At 72.3% G+C, this 26,587-nt stretch carries 21 protein-coding genes; 15 read left to right on the top strand and 6 right to left on the bottom strand.

Features of this window, described 5'->3' with window-relative positions; translation table 11 throughout:
* Positions 1-71: 71 nt before the first annotated feature.
* Positions 72-1,823, bottom strand: a complete 1,752-nt coding sequence (gene treZ, locus AB0D99_RS11915; RefSeq protein WP_362359275.1) for a malto-oligosyltrehalose trehalohydrolase — start codon at positions 1,821-1,823, stop codon at positions 72-74.
* Between the two features lie 245 nt (positions 1,824-2,068).
* Between treZ and AB0D99_RS11910 the strand changes: the two genes are divergently transcribed.
* The 3 genes from AB0D99_RS11910 (at position 2,069) to AB0D99_RS11900 (ending at position 6,434) form a co-directional block, all read left to right on the top strand.
* Positions 2,069-2,617: a DUF1707 and FHA domain-containing protein gene (locus AB0D99_RS11910; protein WP_362359273.1), complete on the top strand. Its 549-nt coding sequence runs from the start codon at positions 2,069-2,071 to the stop codon at positions 2,615-2,617.
* Positions 2,618-2,902: 285 nt separating this feature from the next.
* Entirely contained in the window at positions 2,903-5,095 is a 2,193-nt protein-coding gene (locus tag AB0D99_RS11905; protein WP_362359271.1) for an MMPL family transporter, read from the top strand.
* A 274-nt stretch (positions 5,096-5,369) separates the two neighbouring features.
* The gene (locus AB0D99_RS11900) at positions 5,370-6,434 is read left to right on the top strand and encodes a cytochrome P450 (RefSeq protein WP_362359268.1); all 1,065 of its coding nucleotides are present in this window, start codon (positions 5,370-5,372) and stop codon (positions 6,432-6,434) included.
* A gap of 52 nt (positions 6,435-6,486) precedes the next feature.
* Here the strand turns inward: AB0D99_RS11900 and treY are convergent, their stop codons facing one another.
* Positions 6,487-8,850 (bottom strand): malto-oligosyltrehalose synthase, encoded by a 2,364-nt coding sequence (treY, locus tag AB0D99_RS11895; protein WP_362359266.1) that lies wholly within the window; start codon positions 8,848-8,850, stop codon positions 6,487-6,489.
* Positions 8,851-8,940: 90 nt separating this feature from the next.
* Here treY and AB0D99_RS11890 point away from each other — a divergent pair, with 90 nt between their 5' ends.
* A complete protein-coding gene (locus AB0D99_RS11890; RefSeq protein ID WP_362359476.1) occupies positions 8,941-10,164 on the top strand; it encodes an MFS transporter in 1,224 nt (407 codons plus the stop codon).
* A gap of 75 nt (positions 10,165-10,239) precedes the next feature.
* Here the strand turns inward: AB0D99_RS11890 and glgX are convergent, their stop codons facing one another.
* Positions 10,240-12,360: a glycogen debranching protein GlgX gene (gene glgX / locus AB0D99_RS11885; RefSeq protein ID WP_362359264.1), complete on the bottom strand. Its 2,121-nt coding sequence runs from the start codon at positions 12,358-12,360 to the stop codon at positions 10,240-10,242.
* Positions 12,361-12,497: 137 nt separating this feature from the next.
* Here glgX and AB0D99_RS11880 point away from each other — a divergent pair, with 137 nt between their 5' ends.
* The 4 genes from AB0D99_RS11880 (at position 12,498) to AB0D99_RS11865 (ending at position 16,855) form a co-directional block, all read left to right on the top strand.
* Positions 12,498-13,325: a Tat pathway signal sequence domain protein gene (locus tag AB0D99_RS11880; RefSeq protein WP_362359262.1), complete on the top strand. Its 828-nt coding sequence runs from the start codon at positions 12,498-12,500 to the stop codon at positions 13,323-13,325.
* 59 nt (positions 13,326-13,384) lie between these two features.
* Complete coding sequence (locus AB0D99_RS11875; protein ID WP_362359260.1) at positions 13,385-14,686, top strand: copper amine oxidase; 1,302 nt, start codon at positions 13,385-13,387, stop codon at positions 14,684-14,686.
* A 109-nt stretch (positions 14,687-14,795) separates the two neighbouring features.
* A complete protein-coding gene (locus AB0D99_RS11870) occupies positions 14,796-16,046 on the top strand; it encodes an SAV2148 family HEPN domain-containing protein (RefSeq protein WP_362359258.1) in 1,251 nt (416 codons plus the stop codon).
* A gap of 86 nt (positions 16,047-16,132) precedes the next feature.
* Positions 16,133-16,855, top strand: a complete 723-nt coding sequence (locus tag AB0D99_RS11865) for a 3'-5' exonuclease (RefSeq protein ID WP_362359256.1) — start codon at positions 16,133-16,135, stop codon at positions 16,853-16,855.
* A 66-nt stretch (positions 16,856-16,921) separates the two neighbouring features.
* On the opposite strand, the gene AB0D99_RS11860 is transcribed toward AB0D99_RS11865, so the two are convergent.
* Both AB0D99_RS11860 and AB0D99_RS11855 read right to left on the bottom strand, forming a co-directional pair.
* Positions 16,922-17,752 (bottom strand): alpha/beta hydrolase, encoded by an 831-nt coding sequence (locus tag AB0D99_RS11860; protein WP_362359254.1) that lies wholly within the window; start codon positions 17,750-17,752, stop codon positions 16,922-16,924.
* Between the two features lie 52 nt (positions 17,753-17,804).
* Positions 17,805-18,665, bottom strand: a complete 861-nt coding sequence (locus AB0D99_RS11855; RefSeq protein WP_362359252.1) for an aminoglycoside phosphotransferase family protein — start codon at positions 18,663-18,665, stop codon at positions 17,805-17,807.
* Positions 18,666-18,810: 145 nt separating this feature from the next.
* Here AB0D99_RS11855 and AB0D99_RS11850 point away from each other — a divergent pair, with 145 nt between their 5' ends.
* From AB0D99_RS11850 to AB0D99_RS11820, 7 genes are all read left to right on the top strand, one after another.
* Complete coding sequence (locus tag AB0D99_RS11850) at positions 18,811-19,740, top strand: sugar ABC transporter permease (protein ID WP_362359474.1); 930 nt, start codon at positions 18,811-18,813, stop codon at positions 19,738-19,740.
* Entirely contained in the window at positions 19,737-20,579 is an 843-nt protein-coding gene (locus tag AB0D99_RS11845) for a carbohydrate ABC transporter permease (protein ID WP_362359250.1), read from the top strand. The genes AB0D99_RS11850 and AB0D99_RS11845 overlap by 4 nt, the downstream gene beginning before the upstream one ends.
* Positions 20,579-21,874, top strand: a complete 1,296-nt coding sequence (locus AB0D99_RS11840; protein WP_362359248.1) for an extracellular solute-binding protein — start codon at positions 20,579-20,581, stop codon at positions 21,872-21,874. The genes AB0D99_RS11845 and AB0D99_RS11840 overlap by 1 nt, the downstream gene beginning before the upstream one ends.
* A gap of 82 nt (positions 21,875-21,956) precedes the next feature.
* Entirely contained in the window at positions 21,957-23,153 is a 1,197-nt protein-coding gene (mgt, locus tag AB0D99_RS11835) for a macrolide-inactivating glycosyltransferase (protein ID WP_362359246.1), read from the top strand.
* A gap of 224 nt (positions 23,154-23,377) precedes the next feature.
* The gene (locus AB0D99_RS11830; RefSeq protein ID WP_362359244.1) at positions 23,378-24,580 is read left to right on the top strand and encodes a S8 family serine peptidase; all 1,203 of its coding nucleotides are present in this window, start codon (positions 23,378-23,380) and stop codon (positions 24,578-24,580) included.
* A 73-nt stretch (positions 24,581-24,653) separates the two neighbouring features.
* The gene (locus AB0D99_RS11825) at positions 24,654-25,199 is read left to right on the top strand and encodes a DUF1697 domain-containing protein (RefSeq protein WP_362359242.1); all 546 of its coding nucleotides are present in this window, start codon (positions 24,654-24,656) and stop codon (positions 25,197-25,199) included.
* A gap of 50 nt (positions 25,200-25,249) precedes the next feature.
* Positions 25,250-25,858: a GNAT family N-acetyltransferase gene (locus AB0D99_RS11820; RefSeq protein WP_362359240.1), complete on the top strand. Its 609-nt coding sequence runs from the start codon at positions 25,250-25,252 to the stop codon at positions 25,856-25,858.
* 6 nt (positions 25,859-25,864) lie between these two features.
* Here AB0D99_RS11820 and AB0D99_RS11815 read toward each other — a convergent pair whose 3' ends face one another.
* The gene (locus AB0D99_RS11815) at positions 25,865-26,587 is read right to left on the bottom strand and encodes a hypothetical protein (protein ID WP_362359238.1); all 723 of its coding nucleotides are present in this window, start codon (positions 26,585-26,587) and stop codon (positions 25,865-25,867) included.

Below are 26,587 nucleotides of genomic sequence, written 5' to 3'. Positions count from 1 at the left end.
GGCCCGACCGTGATCCGTCACGGACAGGCCCGACCGTGATCCGATCGGCTCGGGACTCCACCCCGCCGGGCTCACCCGTCCGTCAGCACCACCGCGCACTCCGCCGGCAGCCGCAGCATGCCGTCCTCGCCCGGGGCGTCGACGGGCTCCCAGGCGGCGATGACCCGGTCACGGCCGTTCGTGCCGAGCGGGATCTCCACCGGCGCCTTGCCCAGGTTGACCGCGATCCGCAGCACCCCTCGGCGGAACGCCAGCCAGCGGGCCTCCTCGTCGAACGCGACCCGCACCGCCGCCAGGTCCGGATCGGTGAGGTCCGGCAGGGTGCGGCGCAGCGCGATCAGCTCGCGGTGCCAGGCGAGGAGCCGGTTGTGCGGGGCGCGTTCGCGTTCCGTGCGGTCCAGGACGGAACGGTCCCGGGTCGCGGGCTCCTGGGGATCGGGGATGTCCTCCTCCGCCCAGCCGTGCTCCGCGAACTCCCTTCGTCTGCCGCGCCGCACCGCCTCCGCCAGCTCCGGATCCGTGTGGTCGGTGAAGTACTGCCAGGGCGTCTTCGCGCCCCACTCCTCGCCCATGAAGAGCATCGGGACCGACGGCCCGGTCAGGACGAGCGTCGCCGCGCAGGCCAGCAGGCCGGGGGAGAGGGTCGCGGAGAGCCGGTCGCCCAGCGCCCGGTTCCCGATCTGGTCGTGGGTCTGGGCGTAGCCGAGGAAGCGGTGCGCGGGGGTACGGACCCGGTCCACCGGCCGTCCGTGGTGGCGGCCCCGGAAGGTCGAGTACGTCCCGTCGTGGAAGAAGACGTGGGTCAGGGTCTTGGCGAGCGCGGCCAGCGGGGCGCGCGCGAAATCGGCGTAGTACCCCTGGGACTCCCCGGTGAGCGTGGTGTGCAGGGCGTGGTGGAAGTCGTCGTTCCACTGGGCGTGGAGGCCGAGACCGCCCGCGACGCGCGGAGTCGTCGTCCGCGGATCGGCGAGGTCGGACTCGGCGATCAGGAAGTGCTGGCGGCCCTGCTCCCTGGCCAGCTCGTCCACCGCCTCCGACAGTTCCTCCAGGAACGTCAGCGCCCGGTCGTCCACCAGCGCGTGCACGGCGTCCAGCCGGAGTCCGTCGATCCGGTAGTCCTGGAGCCAGGCGAGCGCGCTGTCCCGCAGATACCCGCGGACCTCGTCCGAGCCCGCCGCGTCCAGGTTCACCGCCGCACCCCAGGGGGTGTGGTGCGTGTCGGTGAAGTACGGTCCGAAGGACGGCAGATGGTTCCCTGACGGGCCGAGGTGGTTGTGGACGACGTCCAGGATCACGCCCATCCCGAGTCCGTGCGCCGTGTCGACGAACCGCTTCAGCGCCGTCGGCCCGCCGTACGGTTCGTGGACCGCCCACGGCGCGACACCGTCGTACCCCCAGCCGCGGATCCCCGGGAAAGGACAGAGCGGCATCAGCTCCACATGGGTGATGCCGAGCCCGGCCAGCTCCCCGAGCCGCTCGGCCGCCGCGTCGAGGGTTCCGTCGGGGGTGAAGGTCCCGACGTGCAGCTCGTAGAGGACCGCCGCGCGCAGCCGCAGCCGGGGGGACTCGTTGAACCAGACGTACGCGGAGTGGTCGACGACCGCGCTGAGCCCGTCCGGCCCGTCCGGCTGGCGGCGCGACCGGGGGTCGGGCAGTACGGGACCGCCGTCCAGGGAGTAGCCGTACCGGTCGCCGTCCCCGGCCGCCGCCACACCGGTCCACCAGCCGGCCCGCTCGGGGTCCGGCTCCAGGGGCTGCTCGGTGCCGTTCAGCTCCAGCGTCACCCGGTCACGGGCCCGCGGGGCCCACACCTCGAACAGCACCGGTCGGATCCCCTCGTCGACGGACACCACGCAGCGACAACGACTACGGCGTCCATCCTGGCAGTCGGGGCCGGGGCGCGCCCGGTGTGTCCGGGAGGAAGTCGATCGCTCGCGCGGCCGTCGCGTCACCCACGTGGGCGAAGACGTCCGCCACGGCGACGTCCACCGGGCCGTTCGCAGCCCTGTCGGCCGTGCGACGAGCCCCGTTCTGGACACGTCCGGCCCATCGGACCGACAATCACGGTGTGACGACCCCTTTCGAGTTCTCCACGCACTCCGCGCGGCTCACCGACGCCGAGCGGGATCGTGCGCTGGTGCTGCTCCGTGAGGGTGCCGCGCAGGGCAGGCTCTCGCACGACACCTTCCTCTACCGGATGGAGCGCGCGCTCGTCGCGCGCCGGCCGGACGAACTGGCCCTGCTCACCGCCGATCTGCAGACCGAGTCCGGCTGGACCCGGCGGGTGGTGGGCGCGGTCGAGAAGATGTCCGCGTTCACGGCCAAGCTCGGCCGCGCCTGGCAGGCCGAGCGGCTGCCGAAGCTGCTGCTGCCCGAACCGGGTCCGCACCCGCTGCGGATCGGCCGCGACCCGGTGAACGGGCTGCGGCTGAGCCACGAGACCGTCTCCAGGCTCCACGCCGAACTCTCCCTCCAGGGCGGCATGTGGGTCCTGCGCGACCTCGGCTCGACCAACGGCACGAGCGTCAACGGCCGTCGGGTCACCGGAGCCGTAGCTGTGCGGGCGGGCGACATGGTGGCGTTCGGGCAGATGTCCTTCCGGCTCTCGGTCCGCTGACCGGCGAGAGACGGGCGCGACCCGGGACGTTCGACGGCGCGTCGCGCTCGACCGGCACGTGACATTCGACGGTGCGTGACGTTCGTTCGCGTTCGCGTTCGCGTTCGCGTCCGCGTCCGCGTCCGCGTTCGACCGCGGCGAGCGGACGGCCCGGCGCAGCCCGACGCGTCCCGGGCAACCACTGCAGCCGGTGGGGGACTTCCCCTACGGGTGGGGGTAACCCCCCGCCGGGACACCGGAGTCCACCAGTGACCGGGTGACGTCTCCGACGGGAGGCTGATCACCATGAGGACACCAGGTCAGCAGCCGCGAGGCAGAGTTCCGGTCACCGTCCGCACGGCGCAGTGGTGCGCCACGCACCCCTGGAAGGCCATCTCCGGCTGGGTGCTGCTGCTCGCGCTGTGCGTCGGCGCGGGGGCCGCCGCGGGCACGAACAAGGGCTCGTTCGCCGACTTCTGGATCGGTGAGGCCGGACGGGCCGAGGCCATGGCCTCCGACAGCGGACTGACGCCGCCTCCCGTCGAGCAGGTGCTGATCGAGCGCACGGCCCGTACCGCGGGCGACGAACCCACGGCCGCCGCGGGCGAGATCCGCCGCCGGATGGACGGCCTGCCCGCCGTCGAGTCGGTCGGCGCGCCGGTCGCGGCCCGTGACGGCGCCGCCCTGCGGATCTCCGTCACGCTGCGCGGAGACCGGGAGACCGCGAAGAAGGACGTCGACGCGCTGCTCGCGCAGACCGCCGCCGTCCAGCGGGCCCACCCCGGCCTGCGGATCGAGCAGACGGGCAGCGCCTCCATCTCCGTCGCCGTCAACGACAAGCAGGGCCAGGACCTCCAGCGGACCGAGATGATCAGCCTCCCGGTCACCTTCCTCATCCTCTTCGTCGTCTTCGGCGCGGTCCTCGCCGCCGGCATCCCCGTCCTCCTCGCCGTCTTCGCCTTCGCGGGCTCGGTCGGCCTGTACGGGCTCGCCTCCTGGGTCTTCCCCGACGCGGGCGGCGCGGCGCTCAGCGTGATCTTCATGATGGGCATGGCCGTCGGCGTCGACTACTCGCTCTTCTACCTCAAGCGGGCCAGAGAGGAGCGCGAACGCTCCGGCGGCACGATCTCCCACGCCCGCGCCGTCGAACTGGCCGCCGCGACCTCGGGACGGGCCGTCGTCGACTCCGGTCTCGCCGTCGCGCTCTCCCTCGCCGCCCTGTACCTCGTCGGCGACGTGATCTTCTCCTCGATCGCCACCGGCGCGATCCTCGTCACGCTGGTGGCCGTCGGGGGCTCGCTGACGGTGCTGCCCGCCCTGCTGTCCACGCTCGGCCACCGGATGGACGGCGGCCGGATCGGCCGCCGGCGGCGCGCCGGCGGCGAGGGGCGGCTGTGGGCCCGGCTGCTGCGGCCCGTCGTGCGCCGTCCGCTCGCCGCGCTGGTCACCGGCCTCGTCGCCACCGTCGCGCTCGCCGCGCCCGCGCTGGGGATGAAGCTCGGCACCGAGGGCAAGGAGACGTTCCCCGACAGCATCCCCGCCGTCGCCGCGTACGACAGGCTCGTGACGGCCTTCCCCTCCGAGGGGCCCGCACATCTCGTGCTGGTACGGGGCGAGGACCCCGCCGCGCCGCTCCGGAAGCTGGCCGGGGCCACGCGCGGCGACGCGCTGTTCGCGCAGGACCGTGCGCCGGTGGTACGCACGGCCGAGGACGGGCGCACGGCGCTGCTGACCCTGCCCGTCCCGTACGCCGCGAACTCGGCGGAGGCGGCCCGCTCCCTGGAGAAGGTGCGCGGGCAGCTGCTTCCGGCGGCCGTCGAGGGAGTGCCGGGGCTGCGGTGGGCCGTGTCCGGAGAGATCGCGGCCGGCGCGGACTACGCGGCGCACCAGCGGGAGCGGCTGCCCTGGGTGGTTCTCTTCGTCGCCCTCGCCACCCTGGCGATCATGTACGCCGCGTTCCGCTCGGTCGTGATGGCGGCCCTCGGCATGGTGCTCAACCTGGCGGCGGTGCTGGTGGCGTGGGGCGTCCTCACCCTGGTCTTCCAGGGGACCTGGGCGGAAGGACCGCTCGGCTTCGAGTCGCTGGGCTTCGTCGGCTCCCGTACGCCGCTGCTGGTGCTCGCGATCCTCGTGGGCCTCTCCACGGACTATCAGATCTTCGTGGTCAGCCGGATCCGGGAGGCGGTGGAGCGGGGGGTGCCGACGCGTCAGGCGGTGGTCGACGGGATCGCCGGCTCGGCGAGTGTGGTGACGAGCGCGGCGGTGATCATGGTGTCGGTCTTCGTCAGCTTCCTCTTCATCGACCGCGTCGAGATGAAGCAGATCGCGGTGGGCCTGACGGTGGCCGTCCTCTTCGACGCGATCGTGCTGCGCGCGATCATCCTGCCGTCGGCGATGGCCCTCCTCGGCGAGCGCGCCTGGTGGCCGCGGCACTCGTCGGAGGCGACGGTGGTCCGCACGGGGCGTGTCACGGCGTCCGCGAAGCCGGTGGAGCTCTGAGGTACGGCCACGGGCCGGTGGGACGTCGCACGGCCTCCCGCCGGCCCGTGGAGATCCGAACACCGCCGCGGGACCGGCCGGAGGTCGCACGACCGCCCACGCCCCGACGGAACGAGGGCCCCCGGGGGCAGGACGGCGCGGGGCCCGCTCGCGTATCCGGCCGACCGTCGTCATCACCCGTTCGGAGGAACGCGGGCTGCGCCGGCACCGGCGCGATGGTGGGGTGAGGAGACGCATCCACGCTGTTCCGACAGGTGTTCCGACAGGGGGCACGATGAACGACGAGCCGAACGCGGGCATACGGCCGGACGGCTGGGCGAGCGTGCCACGCATGGAGCCCGCACAGGCCCCGCGCGTATGGGCGAACGGCCCCGGCGCGGCACGGCTGCGGCCGGACACGCCGTTCGTCGGCGAGCGTTCGCCCAGTCGGACCGTCGCGCCCAGCCCCCTCGATCCCGGCGCCGGCCGTGACCCGCACCGGGTGCACCGGGTGCTGCGGGAGCAGTTCCCGCTCACGTACGACCCGCTGCTGCGGGCGTGGGTGCTGAGCCGGTACGCGGACGTCGCCACGGCCCTCACCGACTCCCGCTTCACCCACGGACACCGGCCCGGCGACCCGCCCTGCGCGCAGACGCACGTCGCCGTCGACGAGGCCGAACTCAGGAGCGCCGCCGCGCGCACCGCCTTCGTCCTCGCCCGGCGCATCGCCGGCCGTCGCCAGGCGGACCTGGTCGCGGACTTCTGCCACTGGCTTCCCGCCGGCACGGTCGCCGCTGCCGTCGGGGTGCCCTACCGGGACATGATGCGGCTGGTGCGCGGCCGCGCCGCCTCCGCGCTGGCGGGCCAGTGCACGGGCCAGATCGCGGTACGGGAGAAGGCCCTCGCCAACTTCCTCGCCAACGTGCTCGTCGACCGGGAGCACGCGCTCGCCCTGCTGGACGCCCCGGCGGGAGCCATCGCCCGCGCCTGGGCCGAGTCGCTGCGCCGGGACCCGCCCGTGCAGATCGCCGTCCGGCGCACGGGCGCCGAGGTACGGGTCAGCGGCGGCACGATCCCCGCCGGGGAGCCGGTCGCCCTCCTGATCGGCGCGGCGAGCCGCGACCCGGAACGCTTCCGCGACCCGGACCGCTACGACCCGCTGCGCGAGGACGCCGACCAGCTCACCTACGGCCGGGGCTCCTGCCCGGCGGTCCTCCTCGCGGGCCTGGAGGCGGAGTACGCCCTGCGGGCCCTGTTCCACGCCATGCCCCGGCTCCGCCTCGCGGAAGGCTTCCGCCCCGAACACGCGGGCGTCATCACCCGATTCCCGCGGAACCTGTTGGTACGACCGGGCGGCTAGGGCGCCTCCCGGCATCACTCCGCGAGCCCGGCACGATCCGGCGGACGCACGTTCACGGCGTGCCCTGGAAGTCCCCCCTGCGGGTGAGGAGCGCCACCGGGCGGTCGGCGAAGAGGGTGGCCAGCTCCACCGTGCCGCCCCGGAACTCCCGTGCCCCGTCCAGAAGGTCGAACCACGGCCCCGGCGGCAGCGGCAGTTCCGTGTCCTGCCAACCGCCCGCCTCCGCGAGGCGCAGGGGGAGCCGGGTGACCGCCGTGATCGCCTCCGGTGTCGCGCCGTCGCCCCGGGCGAAGGCCAGACAGTGGTGGGACGCGGAGCCCGACGCGGGCAGCGGCACGTAACTCCCGGCCGCGCCGAAGAGCTCCGGATGCCGACGCCGCAGCGCCAGCGCCACCCTGACCAGCGCCGTCTTGTCGTCGTCCGGCCCGATGGCGAACGGACGCCGGTTGTCCGGATCGACCAGCGCCCGGTACTCCCGCTCCGTCCCCTGGTACAGCTCCGGCACCCCCGGCATCGTCAGCTGCACCAGCGCCGCGCCCAGCATCTGCGCCCGGATGTGCGGCTCCAGGGCGAAGGCCGCCTCCGACGCGGCCCGCAACGGAATGCGGCCGGGCCCGGCCGCCACGAAGTCGGCCACGGCCCGCTCGTACACCGCGTCGGGCTCCGTCCAGCTGGTGTGCAGCCCCGCCTCCCGTACGGACTTCAGCACCGCGGGGCCGAGCCGCTCCGGATCGGGGGTGCCGAAGCCGAACGCCGTCTGCCACGCCGTCCACGCGAGATGGGGATCGGGGGCCGGCACACCCGACACCTCCTCCAGCAGCGAGGCCCAGACCCCCGGGCACTGGGACAGGACGGCGATCCCCGCCCGCACGTCCGCGCTGCGCTTGGTGTCGTGCGTGGTCAGCACCGTCCCGGTGGCGGGCCAGTCCCGGGCCAGCCGCATGCAGTAGGCGTGGAACTCCTCGGGCGCGACCGCCGGACGACCGGGATCGCCGCCCACCTCGTTCGCCGAGAGCAGCGGGGTGTAGCGGTAGAAGGCCGTGTCCTCCACGGACTTGGCCCGCAGCGCGGAGGACGTCTGCGCGAACCTCGCCCGGAACGCCTCGTGCTCCGGCCCGTCACCGAGCCGCCCGAGCGCCAGGTCCCGTACGGTGTCCACGGCCGCGGCCTCCTCCGGCACCGCGAAGGCCGCCTTCGCCCCGCGCGCCGCCTCGGGGGTGAGGACGGCCTCTCCGCCGTTCCGGTACGTGCGGTACACCGGCACCCGGACCAGCAGTTCACGGATCGCCGTGCGCAGCGCCCACGGCGCGTGGTCGCGCAGCCGCGGGTCGGCGGCGCAGATCCGCCCCGCGATCCGGGTGAGGGCGGTCGTCTCGGCGGACAGCTCGTGCGTCACGACCTTGTACGCGGCGCGACGGGCCGTCGCCTCCCAGATGCCGCCGCGGTCACCGGCGCGTCCGGCGAACTCCCGGTACACGTCGCGAAGTTCGTCGGCACCCGCGCCGTCGACGAAGACCCCGTCCACATAGCGCAGGGCGTCGTAGCCGGTGGTCCCGGCCACCGGCCAGGCGGGCGGCAGCGGCTCCGCACCGGTGAGGATCTTCTCCACCACCGTCCAGCACCGGCCGCCCGTCGCCTCGTGCAGCCGCTCCAGATAGCCCTCCGGATCGGCGAGCCCGTCGGGATGGTCGATCCGCAGCCCCTCGATCACCCCGTCCCGCACCAGCTCCACGATCTTGCCGTGGGTGTCGCCGAACACCTCGGGGTCCTCGACCCGCACCCCGATCAGCTCCGAGATGGTGAAGAAGCGGCGGTAGTTGAGTTCGGTACGCGCGAGGCGCCACCAGGCCAGGCGGTACCACTGGGCGTCGAGCAGTTCGGGCAGCGGCAGTCCTTCGGTGCCCGCGCGCAGCGGGAACGCCTGCCCGTCGAGGTGCAGCGCGCCGTCGGCGACACGCAGCCGCTCCCGGACGTCCGGCAGCCGGGCCGGCAGGACGGGCAGCAGCACCCGGCCGTCACCGGCCTCCCAGTCGATGTCGAACCAGCGGGCGTACGGCGAGTCCGGGCCCTCGCGGAGCACCGCGTGCAGCGCGTGGTTGTGGGCGGGCGACGCGGCCATGTGATTGGGCACCAGATCCACGACCAGACCGAGACCGTGCGCGCGGGCGGCCGCCGCGAGCGCCCGCAGCCCCTCCTCACCGCCCAGCTCCCGCCGGATCGTGCGGTGGTCGGTCACGTCGTAGCCGTGCGTGGAGCCGGGCACGGACTCCAGGACGGGGGAGAGGTGCAGATGGGACACCCCGAGGCCGGCGAGGTACGGAACAGCCCGCTCGGCCGCGGAGAAGGGGAACTCCGGCTGGAGTTGGAGCCGATAGGTGGCGGTGGGGACCGTCGGGACGGTGGACGAGGGCGTCATGCGAACGTACGTACCCGGCGTGGAGGCTTCTGTGTCATCGCCTCATGCGTCCGTTCGTGTGCATCGCGTTACGTTCGGCCGATGCTCCGTATGTATCGCGACACCCTGTCCCTGCTCGGGCCGGGGCTGCCGGTGGTCTCGTTCCTGGGGCGGCTGCCCACCGCCATGTGCCAGCTCGGCAGTCTCCTCCTGGTCTCCGAGACGAGCGGATCACTGACGACGGCGGGACTCGCGGGAGGAGCGCTCGCGGCGGGACAGACCGTGGCGGGACCGGTCATCGGCCGGCTGGCCGACCGTCGCGGCCAGCGCGGGGTGGTCCTGTCCGCCTCCCTCGCCAACGCGGTGGCCGTCGTCGCGCTCGTCCTCGCGGCGCTGGCGCACGCGGCGACGGGCTGGCTCATGGTCCTCGGCGCGCTCGCCGGGGCGACCGTTCCCCAGGTCGGGCCGCTCGCCCGGACCCGGTCGGTGGCGCTGGTCCGGCGCTCCGGCGCGGACGACCGGACGGTGGGGACGGTGCTGTCCTTCGAAGGGACCCTCGACGAGGTCTCGTTCGTCCTCGGCCCCGCCCTCGTCGGCCTCGCGGCGGCGCTGGCCCATCCGGCCGCTGCGCTGCTCCTCGCGGCGGCGCTCCTGGCCACGTGCGGCACGGCCTTCGCGCTGCACCCGTCGGCCCGCGCGGCCGAGGGCACCGCACGGGCCGTCACCACCCGGACGGGCGCCGCCGAACGGGGGCGGCTGCCGGGGGCCGCGTACGCGCTGCGGATCACGATGGTCCTTCAGGGCGCGATGTTCGGAGCCTCGCAGGCCGGGATCACCGCGCTCACCGAGCGGCTCGGGGCGCCCGCGCAGGCGGGGCTCGTCTACGCGGCGATGGGGGTGATGAGCGCCGCGGTGGGGCTGTCCATGGCCGCCGTGCCCGCCCGGATCGGGCCGGCGACGCGATGGCGGGTCGCGACGGCCGCGCTCGTCGTCCTGTCCGCCCCGCTCCTCCTCGTCGACTCGCTGGTCGCGCTGTACGGGGTCGTGATCGTCCTCGGCGCCGCGTACGCGCCGCATCTGATCACCGTCTTCGGTCTCACCGAGCGGTCCGTCCCCGCGTCGCGACTTGCCGAGTCCATGGCGTTTCTCACCAGCGGGATCGTCGGCGGACAGGCGCTCGCGCTGGCGCTCTCGGGTCGGCTGGCGGACACGCACGGGGCGGGGGCGGCGTTCGCCGTCGCCGTCGTCGCGGCGGCGCTGTGCGCGCTGCTCTCGTGGACGGTCCGGGTCGGCGCCCGGGAGCCCGAGCCCCGGGACCTGCTCCCGAGCCCCTGAGGAGCGGCCGGCGTCGGAGTGAGGAGGGGGCGGGCGCCGGGCCGACGCCCACCCCCCGGACTCTGCCGGCGCGCCCTACGCAGGGCGTCTGAGGACCGTCAGGCTCAGCGGCGCCAGCGTCACGCGTTCGCCCGCCGCCACCTTCGGGCCCTCCTGGGGCGGGATGCCCTCGGGGTGGGAGGTGTCCACCACGACCCGCCACGTCTGGCCGTGGTTGACCGGGACCTCGAACTCCAGCTCCTGCGACGACGCGTTGAACATCAGCAGGAACGAGTCGTCCGCGATCCGCTCGCCCTGCGGCCCCGGCTCCGAGATCGCGTTGCCGTTCAGGAAGACCGACAGCGCCTGCGCGTGCGCCGCCTGCCAGTCCCGCGCGGTCATCTCCTCGCCCTCCGGGGTGAACCAGGCGATGTCCGTGAGCTCGTCGTGCGTGCCCTCCACCGGCCGCCCGTGGAAGAAGCGACGGCGCCGGAAGACCGGATGGTCCCGGCGCAGCCGCGCCATCGCGCGGGTGAACTCCAGCAGCGTGCCCTCCTCCGAGGCGTCCGGATCCGGCCAGCGCACCCAGGACACCTCGTTGTCCTGGCAGTACGCGTTGTTGTTGCCGCCCTGCGTCCGCCCGAACTCGTCGCCGTGGCTGAGCATCGGCACGCCCTGCGACAGCATCAGCGTCGCGAGGAAGTTCCGCATCTGCCGGTTGCGCAGCTCGTTGGTGCCGATGTCGTCCGTCTCGCCCTCGGCACCGCAGTTCCAGGACCGGTTGTAGCCCTCGCCGTCCCGGTTGCCCTCGCCGTTCGCCTCGTTGTGCTTCTGGTTGTACGAGACGAGGTCGCGCAGCGTGAAGCCGTCGTGGCAGGTGACGAAGTTGACGGAGGCGAGCGGCCGTCGCCCGTCGTCCTGGTAGAGGTCGGACGAGCCGGTGAGCCGGGACGCGAACTCCGCGAGCGTCCGGGGCTCGCCGCGCCACAGATCTCGCACGCAGTCCCGGTACTTGCCGTTCCACTCCGTCCACAACGGCGGGAAGTTGCCCACCTGGTAGCCGCCCTCGCCCACGTCCCACGGCTCGGCGATCAGCTTGACCTGGCTGACCACCGGGTCCTGCTGCACCAGGTCGAAGAACGAGGACAGCCGGTCGACCTCGTGGAACTGCCGGGCGAGCGTCGCCGCGAGGTCGAAGCGGAAGCCGTCGACGTGCATCTCGGTCACCCAGTACCGCAGGCTGTCCATGATCAGCTGAAGCACGTGCGGGGACCGCATGAGCAGCGAGTTCCCGGTGCCGGTGGTGTCCGTGTAGTACCGGCGGTCGTTCGCGAGCCGGTAGTACGAGGGGTTGTCCAGCCCCCGGAAGGAGAGCGTCGGGCCGAGGTGGTTGCCCTCGGCCGTGTGGTTGTAGACCACGTCGAGGATGACCTCGATCCCCGCCTGGTGCAGCGCCCGCACCGCGGACTTGAACTCCAGCACCTGCTGGCCCCGGTCGCCCCAGGAGGCGTAGGCGTTGTGCGGGGCGAAGAATCCGATGGTGTTGTAGCCCCAGTAGTTCGACAGGCCCGCGTCCACCAGCCGGTGGTCGTTGACGAACTGGTGCACCGGCATCAACTCCAGTGCCGTGACACCCAGTTCCTTCAGATGGCCGATCACCGCGGGGTGCGCGAGCCCGGCGTACGTCCCGCGCAGCTCCTCCGGCAGCTCCGGGTGGAGCATCGTCAGGCCCTTCACATGGGCCTCGTAGATCACCGTACGGTGGTAGTCGGTGCGCGGGCGCCGGTCGTCGCCCCAGTCGAAGTACGGATTGACCACGACCGAGGTCATGGTGTGCGGCGCCGAGTCCAGGTCGTTGCGCGAGTCCGGCCGCCCGAAGTGATAGCCGTACACCGCCTCGCCCCAGTCGATCGAGCCCGAGACCGCACGGGCATACGGGTCCAGGAGCAGCTTCGCCGAATTGCAGCGCTGCCCGAGCTCCGGCGCGTACGGACCGTGGACCCGGAACCCGTACCGCTGACCCGGCATCACTCCCGGCAGATAGGCGTGCCGGACGAAGGCGTCCGTCTCGCGCAGCTCCACCGCCGTCTCCGAGCCGTCGTCATGGAGCAGACACAGCTCGATTCTGTGCGCGGCTTCGGAGAAGACCGCGAAATTGGTTCCAGCGCCGTCGTAGGTGGCGCCCAGGGGATACGCCTGTCCCGGCCAGACCTGCATAGATAAGACTCTTCCATTCTGATCCGGGTGTTGGGGTGCACTCCGGCCAGATCCTGCCCGAAAAGGGGGCAACCTCCTAGGACTTCGGCCCGTCCTACCGGGTGACCAGTACACAAGGGGGATACAGAGGGGGAAGTGTGTACGAAATTGTGCGCCGCCATCTGGGGAAAGTGATGGCGGGCGCGGCCATGGCGGTGACGGGGACCGCGGTCATGGTCGGGATCACCCTGCCGGGGAACGCCGGGGCCGAGGGCACCCGCGGGAACGACCTCGCCGGGAGCCGTGCCGCCGCGTCCGCACCGCCGGGAGCGGCGGACGCCGCCGGTGCGCCGCCGCAGCCGGCGACCCTGGCCACCGCACCGCCCGAGGGGGCGAAGGGAGTCGGCACCGACCCCCTCACCGACGACGAGCTGAAGCGGGCCGAGGCCCTGGCGCTGACCCCGCCGGCCGCCTCCGCGCAGCGCGACGTCGACGGGGGCAGGGGGCCACAGCACCTGGCCACCGAGCTCGCCGATCCGCTGCCCGACGAGATCGACAAACCCGGCTCGCCGCGCCGCGCCGAGGTCCGCTTCTACGACTACGGACGCGACGAGCTGATCACCCGGACCGTCAACCTGGACACCGGGAAGGTCGAGCGCGCCGGCGCGCAGCGCGGGGTTCAGCCCTCGGCACACCCCGAGGAGCTGCGTGAGGCCCTGGAGCTGATCCTCGCCGACCCGCTCGGCAAGGGGGTCCGCGAGGACTATCAGGACGCCACCGGCAAGGCGCTGACCTCGACCGGCCAGCTCTGGTTCAACGGCGACGTCTACCGCACCTACCGCGAGGCGAAGGTGCCCGCCCAGCTCGCCGCGTGCGGTGAGCACCGCTGCGTCCGGCTCGTCACCAAGATCCCCAACGGCTCGTGGATCGACACCAGGAACCTCATCGTCGATCTCAGCGCCAGGACCGTCACGCGCGTCGGCTGACCACCGACGCTCCCCCGGCCCGCGGCCGGGGGGACCCCCAACGAGGGAGTTCTCGACCCATGCCCCACCCGTTCCTCTCGCGCGCCCGCAAACAGGGCGCCGTCCTCGCCTCCGCCGCGCTCCTCGGCACCGCCACGGCGGCCGCGGGCCCGGTGAGCTCCGCCACGGCGGCACCCGCGCCGCCCCGCCCCGACTGCTCCGCCGCCTACCGGGTCGAGCAGACCCTCGACGGCGGCACCACCTGGCGCATGTGCTGGCGCTACGACACCGACTCCGGGCTCGTCCTGGACAAGGTGACCTACCAGCCCAAGAGCGCGGCCGCCCCGATCCGCGTCCTGAACAGCGCCAAGCTCGCGCAGATCCACGTCCCCTACGACGACGGCAACGCCGAGTACGACGACCTCACCGGCGCCGGCTTCGGCTGGGGGCTGCAGAACCTGAAGCCGGCCGAGTGTCCCGGCGGCACGATCACCGCCGTGAAGGTGCCGGAGATCGGCAAGGTCAACGGCCTGTGCACCACCACCCGGGCCCGCGGCCACGCCTACCGGATGGCCAACGACGAGGGCACGAAGGTCTGGCAGGCCCAGGGGAAGGACCTGCTCGTCTACACCGTGAACAAGGTGGCCTGGTACGAGTACATCACCGAGTGGCGGTTCTCCTCCGACGGCACGATCGCCGCCAACGTCGGCGCCACCGGCAGTCTGGCGCCCGGCGACTACAACGCGACCGACGGCCGCGGCTGGCCCATCGGCCCGGGCGCCCGCTCCTACGCGACCAGCCACGCCCACAACGTCTTCTGGCGGCTCGACTTCGGTCTCGACGGCAGCGTCCGGGACCGCATCGAGCAGTACGACTCCAAGGTCACGGCCCCCGCGGCCGGGGGCGGCGGGCCGACCGTGAAGACCACGCGGACCCCGGTGACGAAGGAGCTCGCGGGCGACGCGAAGAACATGCGCTGGTGGCGTGTGGTCAGCGCCAACGGAAAGAACAAGGACGGTCACGCCCGCTCGTACGAGATCGTCCCCGGCCCCTCCAACACCCACGCCGGGCGGGGCTTCACCAAGCACGACATCTACTTCACCCAGACCCGGGCCTGCGAGCAGTTCGCCAGCAACAACATCCTCGACTGCGGACGGAACGCGCCCGACAGCGTGGACAAGTGGGTCAACGGCGAGACGCTGACCGACCCGGCCGTGTGGGTCAACATCGGGTTCCACCACATCGCCCGGGACGAGGACCAGCAGCCGATGCCGGTCCACTGGCAGGGCTTCCAGCTCGCACCCAGGGACGTTACCGCTATGAATCCGCTCACTCCGGCCGATCTCGCCAACCAGAACGGCGCTCCGAATCAGGGGAGTTGAGCAAGCAGCCTGTCGATCCTGCTGCACCGCCTCCCGCTCGCGGAGTACCCTTCCTTGATCGTCGGCAGACGGTCGGAACGGGCGTCCAGAAGTAGAAGGCGGTGCGCGGGTGAGCTCGGGAGGTCTGGAGCTGCCCCCAGGTGACGCGGGTCACGAGGGGGGCTCCCCCGACCCCGTGGAAGTCCCGCCAGGAGCGGTGTCCGTCGCAAGGCCGATGGAGATCGGGGCGGAGCTCGACTGGGGCGCCGAAGCCTGGAGCGAGGTGCGCACGCGCGCCCAGCGGGCGGGCAGGGCCTACATCTGGCTGAATCTCGTCGAGCAGCGGCTGCGGGCCGTGGTCGCCGCGGTGCTGCGGCCGGTGTACGAACCGGTGCACGGCGAGGACTGGGTGGTCGCCGCCGCGGGTCCGGCGGGACAGGAGTGGGTGCAGCGCGCCGTCGCCGTCCGCGAGGTCTCGCGGCGCAAGGGCTACCTCCTCGACCCGGCCGACGACAACGTGCTGAGCTTCCTCACGCTGCCGCAGCTGAGGGAGCTGATGGTGCAGCACTGGCCCTGCTTCGAGCCGTACTTCGACGACCGCCGGGAGGTCGAGCTCGCGCTGGACGAGCTGGAGGTGACGCGCAACGTCGTCTCCCGCAACCGGGCCCTGTCGCTGACCGTGCTCGCCCAGTCCGAGCGGGCCTCCGCCCGGCTCCTGGAGATCCTCGGCAGCGGGGCCGCGGTGCCGTCCGCCGACCGGCTGCCGGTCGACGCCGTCGAGGACCTGGTGGGGGACCGGTACGCGGACGTCGTCTCCGTCCATCCCGACCGGGTGCGGCTGCAGCGGCAGCTGCCGGCCGAGGACCTCTTCGGCGGCGCCCGGCGCCTCGACGCCACCGGCATAGGTCTCAATCTCCTGGTGCAGAACTTCTCGGGGCGGCGGCTCGTACGGCTGGCCGAGTCGGGCTGCCGGATACGGCTGCTGTTCCTGAACCCGGCGAGCAGCGCCGTGAAGCGGCGCGAGCGCGAACTCGGGCTGAAGAAGGGCGAGCTGAGCCGCTCGGTGGAGATGAACATCCTCCACATGCGGCGGGTGCGCTCCCGGCTGCGCGACCCGGGCGCCTTCCAGATCCATGTCTTCGACGAGACCCCCCGCTTCACCGCCTACCTGGTCGACGGGGACGGGCCGGACGGCGTCGGCGTCGTCCAGTCGTACCTGCGGAAGGCGCGGGGGATGGAGGCGCCGGTCCTGGTGCTGCGCGGAGGCGGCCGGAACGTGGTGCGCTCGGGGCAGCAGCCACGCGATGGCGACTACGGACTTTTCGCGACATACCGGGACGAGTTCGAGTCGGTCTGGCTGGATTCCCGGCCGGTCTCCTGAGGCCCGGCGCCCTGGCTCGGGGGCCGTTGTCAGTGGCCCGTGCGAGGGTGTTCAGCACCACGGGGGAGATCACGTAAGGAGGCCCGATGGCTTGGCACGGGGAAGAGCTGGTCGGATTCGACCTGGAGACGACCGGCACGGAACCGCTCGAGGCGCGGATCGTGACGGCCTCGATCGTCGGCGTCCGCGGCGGACGCGTGGCGGGGCAGCGGGACTGGCTCGCCGATCCGGGGATCCGCATCCCGGCGCAGGCGTCCGCCATCCACGGCATCAGCAGTGAGCGGGCGGCCGCCGAGGGGCGGCCGGTGCGCGAGGTCGCCGACGAGGTCGCCGAGGAGCTGACGGGGTACTGGTCGCGGGGCGTCCCGGTCGTGGCGTACAACGCGTCCTTCGACCTGACGCTGCTCTCCGCCGAACTGCGACGCCACGGCCTCCCCTCGCTGAGCGAGCGGCTGGGCGGCGCGCCGATAGGTCCGGTCGTCGACCCGTACACGATCGACCGGGCCGTCGACCGCTACCGCCGCGGGAAGCGGACCCTGGAGGCGGTCTGCGCGGAGTACGGCGTCGTCCTGGAGGCGGCCCACCAGGCGGCGGCCGACGCGCTGGCCGCCGTGCGGGTGGCGGTCGCGATAGCCGAGCGGCACGGCTCGGTGGCCGAGCTGACGCCGGCGGAGCTTCATGAGCGTCAGATCGGCTGGTACCGCGCCTGGGCGGAGGACTTCCAGGACTTCCTGCGGCGCAAGGGCAGCCCGGAGGCCGTCGTCGACCCGACCTGGCCGCTGCGCGCGCCGGCCACCGTCGCCGGCTGACGAGGGCCGGACCGGCGCCCGGCCGCTCTCCGAGGGCGTGCCGCGATCGGTGACCGCCCGGCCGCGTCAGCCGATCGGATTCTCCGCGAGGAAGTCCAGGAGCAGCGCGTTGATCCGCTCCGGCTGGTCCAGCTGGAGCCAGTGCCCGGCGTCCTCGACGCGCTCGTAGCGCCAGGTTCCGTCCACGTGCTTGCCGGTGCCGGTCATGGACCGCTCGGTCATGAAGCGGTCGCCGGGGGACCACACACCCATCACGGGGCCGGGCAGCGGAGGGAGCGGAAGGGCCGGACCGAACTGCACCTCCACGGGGAGGCCCGCACGGTAGATGTTCAGCGCGGCCGTCAGCGCGCCGGGCGCCCGCAGCCCTTCGACGACCGCCTCCGCGTCGGGGTGCTCACCCAGCATCTCCCGGAGGTTGGCGAAGTCGTCCCGCGCGAGCCACTCCTCCGCCCGCCCCGGGAACTGGAAGAGCAGCATGTACCAGGACCGCTGCTTCTGTTCGGTGCCCGCGTCGAGGACGGACGCGATGTGGCCCACCGACAGGACGGTCAGACTCGCGACCCGCTCGGGCGCGCTCTGGGCGAGGCCCTGCGCGATGCCCGAACCCCAGTCGTGTCCGACGACATGGAGCCGGTCGATCTCCAGCCGGGCGAGGAGTTCCAGCAGGTCGCCGACGTGCCTGCCCGGGTGGTACGCCTCCACGCCGCCCTCCGGCCGGCCCGAGGCGCCGAAGCCGCGCAGCGTCGGGGCGACGCAGGTGTACCCGGCGGCGGTGAGGGCCGGCACCTGACGGCGCCAGAGGTGGTGGCTGTCGGGAAAGCCGTGCACCAGCAGGACGGCCGGACCCTGGCCGCTCACCTCGACGTCGAGCGTCACCTCGGACAGTTCCACGCGCATCACTCCACCCCGATCGTGAGTCGGCATCCGAGCGGCGTGCCCCGCGAAGCGGTCAGAAGGGGTACCACCGCACCTCGGGATCACCCTCTCGCAGCGAGGCCACCCGACGCTCGAATTCGGCCAGCGCGCGGGGGTTCGTCGGAGCGTGCTGGGCCACCCAGGCGCAGCTCGCCGTCTCCCGGGCCCCGCGCAGCACCGCGCACCCGTCCCACTCCCGCACGTCCCAGCCGTACGCCTCGGTGAACGCGTCGTACGCGGCCGGGTCCAGGCCGTACCGGTCCCGGGAGAGGGCGAGCACCACCAGGTCGTGCTCGCGCAGATCGCGGGAGAAGGTCTCCAGATCGACCAGGACCGGCCCTCCGGGGCCGACATGGACGTTGCGCGGCAGCGCGTCGCCGTGGATCGGGCCGGGGGTCAGGTGCGGGGTGAGAGCGGCCGCCGCCGGGGCGAAGGAGTCCCGCCGCTCGCGCAGGAAGGCGGCGTCGGCCGGGTCGATCGCGTCACCGGCCAGCCGCAGCCACCGCTCGACCCCGCCGAGCAGCTCCCGGCGCGGAAGGGGGATGCCGGTGGGCTCGGGCAGCGCGTGGATCCGCCGCAACAGCGGCGCCAGATCACGCGGCTCGGCCGGGCGCACGGCTTCCGGCAGCCGGTGCCAGAGGGTGACCGGGTGGCCCTCCACCAGGCGCGGCTCGGGCTCCGCCGCCCGCACGGCGGGGATGCCCGCCTCCTCCAGCCAGGCCGCGAGCGCCAGCTCCCGTTCGGCCCGGGGGAGCAGCTCCGCCTCCCGGCCGATCTTCACCACGAGATCGCCCACGGCGAAGACCGCGTTCTCGCCGAGCGCGAGGAGCGCCGCGTCGCCCGACGTACCATGCCCCGCGGCGGCCAGGATCTCTCGTGCCCGCGCCTCGTCCATCGCTCTCTCCCACCTGCCTGTGCGAATCAGCCAAAGTCTCGCATCCCTGCAGGTGGCCTTGACGGACCGACGGCCCGTCAGGAACATGACGAAGGCCGAGGCGGGCGTGGCAAAAGGCGCATAAGGGGTCGAATCTGTGAGTGTGCTGGCGACCGCGACGAAGCGGTCCGGCGGTCCGAGGACCACCGGCGGGAGACCGGATCGTGGGCGTGACCACAGCGCCTGGTTCCTGGTACTGCCCGCGCTGCTCCCCATCCTGATCCTCAGCGTCGGCCCGCTGCTCTACGGCATCGCCCTCGCCTTCACCGACGCCCAGTCCGGCCGCACCCAGGCCACCCGGTGGGTCGGCACGCTCAACTTCCAGGACCTGCTGCACGACACGCTCTTCTGGGACTCGTTCCGGATCGGCCTGCTCTGGGCCGTGGGCGTCACCCTGCCGCAGTTCCTGCTCGCCCTCGGCCTCGCGCTCCTGCTCAACCAGAACCTCCGCTTCCGCTGGCTGGCGAGAGCGCTCGCGATCATCCCCTGGGCCATGCCCGAGGTCGTCGTCGGCATCATGTGGCGGCTCGTCTACAACCCCGACGCCGGCATCCTCAACGAGACCATCCGCGATCTCGGCCTCGGCGACGGACAGGACTGGCTCACCGCACTCGGCACCGCGCTGCCCGCCGTGATCGTCGTCGGCATCTGGGCCGGGATGCCCCAGACCACGGTCGCCCTGCTCGCCGGACTGCAGAACACGCCGCACGAACTCCACGAGGCCGCCGCTCTCGACGGAGCGGGCGCCTGGCGCCGCTTCCGTACCGTCACCTGGCCCGCGCTCAGGCCGGTCGCCCTCGCCATCACCGCCCTCAACTTCATCTGGAACCTCAATTCCTTCGCCCTGGTCTACGTCCTGACCAGTGGCGGACCCGGCGGCCGCACCCGGCTCCCCATGCTCTTCGCCTACGAAGAGGCGTTCCGCTACGGGCAGTTCGGATACGCCGCCGCGATGGGCTGCGTGATGGTCGCCGTCATCTCCGTGCTTCTCGCCCTCTATCTCGTCGGACGGCTGAAGGGGGACCGGGACCGATGAGCGCGCTCCGCACCAGAGGGCCCGCGAGGTTCGGCCAGTACCTCGCGCTCCTCGCGTATCTGGGATTTCTCGCCCTGCCGTTCCTCTGGCTGATCTCCACCGCCTTCAAACCGGCGACGGAACTGGGTTCGCTGCACCCGACGTGGATCCCGAAGGACCCGACCCTCGCCAACTTCCGGCAGGCGTTCGAGGAGCAGCCGCTGCTCCAGGCCGCGGCCAACAGCCTGATCGCCGCCCTCTCCGCCGCCCTCATCGCCGTCGTCGTCGCCACGCCCATGGCCTATGTGATGGCCCGCCACCGCGGCCGGCTGTCCACCGCCGCCACCGGCTGGGTCGTGATCAGCCAGGCGTTCCCGTTCGTGCTGGTGATCATCCCGCTCTTCCTCGTCCTGAAGAACCTGCACCTGATCAACAGCCTCTTCGGCCTGGTGATGGTGTACGTCGTCTGGTCGCTGCCGTTCGCGCTGTGGATGCTCGTCGGGTACGTACGGGCCGTCCCGGCGGAGCTGGAGGAGGCCGCGGCCGTCGACGGCGCCGGGAGGCTCCGCACCCTCGTCTCGGTCACCGCTCCGCTGCTCGCCCCCGGCATCGTCGCCACCGCCCTCTTCGCCTTCATCACCGCGTGGAACGAGTTCTTCTTCGCGCTCGTCCTGCTCAAGACCCCGGAGAAGCAGACCTTGCCGGTCGTCCTGACCCATTTCCTCGGAGCGGAGGGGGTCGCCGACCTCGGACCGCTCGCCGCGGCCGCGTTCCTCGCCACGATCCCCTCGCTCGTCGTCTTCGCGGTCATCCAGAGGCGGATCACCGGCGGGATGCTGACCGGGGCGGTGAAGTCCTGATGCGCGGAAGGGTCTTCACGGCCGCCGCCGTGGCGCTGGCGCTGCTGCTCACCGGCTGCTCCGCCGGGGACGACCCCGACGGCGGCCCGATCCGGCTCCGCTTCCAGTCGCTGGCCTGGCAGAAGGAGTCCGTCGACGCCAACAAGCGCCTGGTGGAGGAGTGGAACGCGGCGCACCCCGGCGTCCAGGTCGACTACGTCCAGGGCAGTTGGGACTCCGTCCACGACCAGCTCCTCACCTCCTTCGAGGGCGGCGAGGCGCCCGACATCATCCACGACGCCTCCGACGACCTGGCCGACTTCGCCTACGGGGGCTACCTCGCCGATCTCCGTACCCTGCTGCCCGAACGGCTCATGTCCGACATCCCCGCGCGGAGCTGGCGGACGACGACCTTCGGCGACGGGATCTACGGCGTCCCCTTCCTCCAGGAACCTCGGATGATCATGGCGAACAAGCGGATCCTGGAATCCTCCGGCGTCCGGATCCCGACTCCGGAGAACCCCTGGACCTGGGCGGAGTTCCGGCAGATCACCAAGGACCTGACGGCGGCGATGGGCAAGGGCGGGTACGCGGTCGCCTGGCCCCTCAAGGAACCGGTCTCCGTCAGCCTCAACCTGGGGCTCTCGGCGGGCGGGCGGCTCTTCCACCGGGACGCCGACGGCAGGGTGACCATCGACTTCGGCGAGGAGGACGGTGTCGTCCCCGGCACCATCCACGACCAGGTGAACACCGATCTCAGCGCCTCGCGTTCCACCCTCGGCACCGGCGGATCGGACGCCCTGCCCGGTTTCTTCGGCGGCAAGTACGCGATGGTCCCGCTCGGTTTCTCGTACCGCCAGCAGATCACCCAGCAGGCGCCCGAGGGCTTCGAGTGGATCGTCCTGCCGGCACCCGCCGGCGAGGACGGGCTCGCGCAGGGGGTCAGCCCGCAGACGCTCTCGATCGCCGAGGACAGTCCGTACAAGAAGGAGGCGGCGCGCTTCCTCGACTTCTTCCTCCGGCCGGACAGCATGGTCCGGCTGGCGCGCGGCGACTGGATGCTGCCGACGGGCACGGCCGCGCTCGCGGACCCGTCCCTGCGCACCGCGAAGGACGGCTGGGCGACCGGAGTCGCCGTCGCCGAGTATTTGCAGCCCGCGCCCGCGCAATCCGTGCGCGGCTACCCGGAATGGAAGGACAAGGTGGCCACCCCGGCGTACCAGGAGTACTACAGCGGCGCGATCGACGCCGAGGAGCTGCGCGAGCGTCTGGTGAAGGACGGGAACCTGGGCCTCGCCCGCTACCAACGTCGCTAGCGGGTGTCCCGATCCACGCTCCGCGGGGAGAAGTGGATCCATCGGATTGGACGAGACGTCTCGTCTCGTTTACTGTGAGGGCATGACCGCCACTCCGCGTCCCGCGCACATCGCCATGTTCTCCATCGCCGCCCACGGCCATGTGAACCCGAGCCTCGAAGTGATCCGCGAGCTCGTCGCCCGCGGGCACCGTGTCAGCTACGCCATCCCCGCCTCCTTCGCCGAAAAGGTCGCCGCCACCGGCGCCACGCCCGTCGTCTACACCTCCACGCTTCCGACCGACGACGACCCGGACGCCTGGGGCACCGAACTCATCGACAACGTCGAACCCTTCCTCCGGGACGCGATCCAGGCACTGCCCCAACTCGCCGCGGCCTTCGACGGCGACCGTCCGGACCTCGTCCTCCACGACATCACGGCCTACCCCGCTCCGGTCCTCGCACACCGGTGGGGTGTGCCCTCCGTGGGACTCTGGCCGAATCTCGTCCCGTGGGAGGGGTACGAGGAGGAGGTCGCCGAGCCCATGTTCGCCGAGCTCAAGGCCTCCGAGCGGGGCAAGGCGTACTACACCCGCTTCGAGAACTGGCTGGCCGAGCACGGTGTCGACACCCATCCCGACCGGCTGATCGCCCGCCCCCGCCGGGCGCTCGTCCTCATCCCGCGAGCCCTCCAGCCGCACGCCGACCGGGTCGACGAGTCCGTCTTCACCTTCGTCGGCGCCTGCCAGGGCGACCGGGCCGACCAGGGGGAGTGGCAGCGGCCGGCGGATGCGGAGAAGGTGCTCCTGGTCTCCCTGGGGTCGGCCTTCACCAAGCAGCCCGACTTCTACAAGGCGTGCGTCTCCGCGTTCGGGGACCTGCCGGGCTGGCATGTCGTGCTCCAGATCGGCGCCTTCGTCGACCCGTCGGAGCTGGGGGAGATTCCGGCCAACGTCGACGTGCGCTCCTGGGTCCCCCAGCTGGCGATCCTGAAGCAGGCGGACGCGTTCATCACCCACGCCGGGGCCGGCGGCAGCCAGGAGGGGCTGGCCACCGGCACTCCGATGGTCGCGGTCCCGCAGGCCGTCGACCAGTTCGGCAACGCCGACATGCTCCAGTCCCTGGGGGTGGCCCGCCACCTGCCGATGGAGGAGGTGACCGCCGAGCGTCTGCGGGAAGCGGTGCTCTCCCTCGTCGACGATCCCGAAGTGGCCGTCCGTGCCGAGGAGATCCGCAAGCGGATGGCGGACGAGGGTGGAGCGCCGCGAGCGGCGGACCTGATCGAGGCCGAACTGGGCTAGACCGTCACGTCCTTGAGGGCCCCCGGGTGACCGGGGGCCCTCTGCGTGCGTCGAGTTGAGGCAAGTTGACCGATTTATTATTACGAAAGCTTGTTGTGTAAGTCACAGGTGCACGAAGGTCTTGATTTGCACTCGTCAATGAGCAAGGGTCTTGGAGCAGCTACCGGAGAGTTTCCTTCCAGTGGCGCATCCCCCCACAAATCCTGACGAGGAGACCCCTCTTCATGGCAATACACAAGCGTGTTCGTCGGACCAAGCTCATCGCCGTCTCGACCGCGATCGCGGCCGCGGCCGGAGTCACCGTCTTCACCACCCAGTTCGCCGGCGCGGCCCCCACGCCCGCCATGGGAACCGTCTACGGCCTCGGCGCGGAAGGCGCCGTCGCGGGCAGCTACGTCGTGCTGCTGGACGAGAAGGCCGACAAGGGCGACCTCGCGAAGGAGTACGGCGGCACCCTGCGCCGCAGCTACGACTCCGCGGTCAACGGCTTCTCGGTCAACGGCCTTTCGGAGACCGAGGCCAAGCGCCTCGCCGCCGACCCGGCCGTCGCCAAGGTCGTCCAGAACAAGAAGTTCTCCATCAACGCCACCCAGGACAACCCGCCCTCCTGGGGCCTCGACCGGGTCGACCAGGCCGAGACCGCCGGGGACAAGAAGTACACCTACCCCGACAAGGGCGGCGAGGGCGTCACCGCGTACGTCATCGACACCGGAGTCCGCGTCAGCCACGAGGACTTCGGCGGCCGCGCCGTCGACGGCTTCGACGCCATCGACAACGACAACACGGCTCAGGACGGCAACGGCCACGGCACGCACGTCGCCGGCACCATCGCGGGCACCGCCCACGGTGTCGCCAAGAAGGCCAAGATCGTCGCCGTCCGTGTCCTGGACGACAACGGCTCCGGCACCACCGAGCAGGTCGTCGCGGGCATCGACTGGGTCACCAAGAACCACCAGGGCCCGTCCGTCGCCAACATGAGCCTCGGCGGAGGCGCCGACCCCGCCCTCGACGACGCCGTCAAGAAGGCCATCGCCGCCGGCGTGACCTTCGGTGTCGCCGCGGGCAACGAGTCCTCCGACGCGGGCCAGGGCTCCCCCTCCCGTGTCCAGGAGGCGATCACCGTCGCCTCCTCCACCGAGGGCGACCAGCAGTCCGACTTCTCCAACTTCGGTTCCGTGGTGGACCTCTACGCCCCCGGCTCGGAGATCACCTCGGCCTGGAACGACAGCGACACCGGAACCAAGACCATCTCCGGTACGTCCATGGCGACCCCGCACGTGGTCGGCGCGGCCGCCGTCTACCTCGCGGGACACACGGACGCCACCCCGGCTCAGGTCGCCGAGGCGCTGGTCGCCGGAGCGACGCCCGACAAGATCTCCAACCCCTCCGAGGGCACCGCCAACAAGCTGCTCAAGATCGTCGAGTAGTGGCACAGGCCCGATGACCGGCGGCCGCCGCGCCCTCCCCCACGGGGCGCGGCGGCCCGCCTATCGTGGCGCCATGACGAAGACGTACGCCCTTCTGCTGCGCGGCATCAATGTCGGAGGACACCGCAAGGTGCCCATGGCGGAACTCCGTTCCCTTCTCGAGGGCCTCGGTCACCGTGAGGTCAGGACCTACCTCCAGAGCGGGAACGCCGTCTTCACCACCGACGCCGACGAGCGGGGACTCGCCGCCGGAGTCGAGGACGCCATCGAGCAGCGGTTCGGCTTCCGCGTCGACTGTCTCGTCCGCGACGCGGAGTACCTCGCCGCCGTCGCCGACGACTGCCCCTTCCCCGCCGCCGAGCTGGAGGGCAAGCAGCTCCACGTCACGTATCTCTCCGAGCGGGTCGACCCCGAGCGCTTCGCCGCCATCGACCAGGCGGCCTTCCTGCCGGAGGAGTTCCGGCTCGGCGACCGCGCGCTCTATCTCTACGCGCCCGACGGCCTCGGCAGATCCAAGCTCGGCGAGGCGCTCTCCCGCCCCGCCCTCTTCAAGGGGATCGTGGCCACCTCGCGCAACTGGAACACCGTGGTCAAGCTGGTGGAGCTGACCCGCGCGTAGAGGGGACCCCGCCGCCTCGTTCAAGATCATCCAGGTGCAGAATGACCTGTATGTCGATGACGAACATACCGAAACCGGCCACGATCGACGACGCCGCGCCGATCGGCCGCACCTTGACCCGCGCCTTCGACGACGACCCGATGATGCGCTGGTTCTTCCCCGACGACGCCTCGCGCGAGGCGCGAATGGGCCGCTACTTCACCACGATCTTCACGCGGCAGTACGCCCGGCACGGGGTGTGCGAGCGCACCGAGGCGGCGGCCGCCTTCTGGGCGCCACCTGAGGCGCAGGCCAAGGCCGTTCCCGACGCGGAGACCATCCGGGAGCTCCAGGACATCCTCGGTGACCGGGCCCCGCTCTTCAGGGACGCCGTCGAAACGGCCGCGGCCCACACCCCCGAGGAGCCGCACTGGTCCCTGGCGCTCATCGGTGCCGACCCGGCCGTCCAGGGGCAGGGGCACGGGTCCGCCCTGCTCCGCTCCGGACTCGCCAAGGCCGACGCGGCCGGTCTCCCCACCTATCTGGAGTCCTCGAAGCCGTCGAACATCGCCGTCTACGAGCACTTCGGCTTCACCGTGCGCGAGGAGCTGCGGCTGCCGGGAGGCGGACCGGTGCTGTGGGGAATGTGGCGCGAACCGCGCGCCCCCGGGACTCCGTGACCCGGGTCAGGCCGGTGGGGCGTCGTCCGCGGCGCCCCACGCGATCGCCAGGCCGTCCAGCCACGCCGGGGGCAACTCGGCGTCCTCCCACTCCGTGCGCAGCGCGGACGGAGTGGTGGTGAGGCGTTCGAGTACGGCGACGCTGGTGGGGGAGTGGACGAGGGAGTAGCGGCCGTGCATGGCGATGCGGCTGCCCGGACCGTACCGCGCGTACACCTGGGCGAGCCGGCTCCGGTGGGTCTCGGCGAACTCCTCGAGTCGTCCCGCGTATCCGACCCGCTCGACGACGCCCATCGTGCCGAGGACCGCGGTGAGGACCTCGTCCGACACCTCGGGGTCGAGGTCCGAGGCGTGGCTGAACGCGAGGTAGAGCGGTGTCACGGCGACCTTCGCCCGCTCCACGTCCACCATCCCGACCGGGGTGCGGACGCGCGCCGCGTCCTCCCGGCCGCTGCCGCGCAGGGGGTGGCCGGTCATCGCCGGGCCGATGGCGCGCCGCAGGGCCCGCTCGGCGAGGTGGGCGAGCTCGTCGTCGACGGCCCGGGCGCCGGCGAGCCAGCCGGAGGCGTACGGCTCGCCGCCCTCCGGCGGAACCTCCACGATCTTGCCGATCTCGCCGTGCGCCTCCGCGATCGCCCCGGCCTCGACCAGCGCGATCAGCTCTTCGGCGTCGACCTGGAACACTCCGGCGCGGCCGAGGAGTTCAAGGAGGGTCTTCTTCGCGTTCAT

This window comes from Streptomyces sp. NPDC047971 (assembly GCF_040653355.1).
Classification (GTDB): Bacteria; Actinomycetota; Actinomycetes; order Streptomycetales; family Streptomycetaceae; genus Streptomyces.
This window is presented reverse-complemented; position numbering and strand designations above follow the sequence as displayed.

Excerpts from the sequence above, each read along its gene's own strand:
- AB0D99_RS11905 (WP_362359271.1), top strand. The coding sequence starts at position 2,903 with ATGAGGACACCAGGTCAGCAGCCGCGAGGCAGAGTTCCGGTCACCGTC.
- AB0D99_RS11900 (WP_362359268.1), top strand. The coding sequence starts at position 5,370 with ATGAACGACGAGCCGAACGCGGGCATACGGCCGGACGGCTGGGCGAGC.
- treY (WP_362359266.1), bottom strand. The coding sequence starts at position 8,850 with ATGACGCCCTCGTCCACCGTCCCGACGGTCCCCACCGCCACCTATCGG.
- AB0D99_RS11890 (WP_362359476.1), top strand. The coding sequence starts at position 8,941 with ATGTATCGCGACACCCTGTCCCTGCTCGGGCCGGGGCTGCCGGTGGTC.
- glgX (WP_362359264.1), bottom strand. The coding sequence starts at position 12,360 with ATGCAGGTCTGGCCGGGACAGGCGTATCCCCTGGGCGCCACCTACGAC.
- AB0D99_RS11875 (WP_362359260.1), top strand. The coding sequence starts at position 13,385 with ATGCCCCACCCGTTCCTCTCGCGCGCCCGCAAACAGGGCGCCGTCCTC.
- AB0D99_RS11865 (WP_362359256.1), top strand. The coding sequence starts at position 16,133 with ATGGCTTGGCACGGGGAAGAGCTGGTCGGATTCGACCTGGAGACGACC.
- AB0D99_RS11860 (WP_362359254.1), bottom strand. The coding sequence starts at position 17,752 with ATGCGCGTGGAACTGTCCGAGGTGACGCTCGACGTCGAGGTGAGCGGC.
- AB0D99_RS11855 (WP_362359252.1), bottom strand. The coding sequence starts at position 18,665 with ATGGACGAGGCGCGGGCACGAGAGATCCTGGCCGCCGCGGGGCATGGT.
- AB0D99_RS11845 (WP_362359250.1), top strand. The coding sequence starts at position 19,737 with ATGAGCGCGCTCCGCACCAGAGGGCCCGCGAGGTTCGGCCAGTACCTC.
- AB0D99_RS11840 (WP_362359248.1), top strand. The coding sequence starts at position 20,579 with ATGCGCGGAAGGGTCTTCACGGCCGCCGCCGTGGCGCTGGCGCTGCTG.
- mgt (WP_362359246.1), top strand. The coding sequence starts at position 21,957 with ATGACCGCCACTCCGCGTCCCGCGCACATCGCCATGTTCTCCATCGCC.
- AB0D99_RS11830 (WP_362359244.1), top strand. The coding sequence starts at position 23,378 with ATGGCAATACACAAGCGTGTTCGTCGGACCAAGCTCATCGCCGTCTCG.
- AB0D99_RS11825 (WP_362359242.1), top strand. The coding sequence starts at position 24,654 with ATGACGAAGACGTACGCCCTTCTGCTGCGCGGCATCAATGTCGGAGGA.
- AB0D99_RS11820 (WP_362359240.1), top strand. The coding sequence starts at position 25,250 with ATGTCGATGACGAACATACCGAAACCGGCCACGATCGACGACGCCGCG.
- AB0D99_RS11815 (WP_362359238.1), bottom strand. The coding sequence starts at position 26,587 with ATGAACGCGAAGAAGACCCTCCTTGAACTCCTCGGCCGCGCCGGAGTG.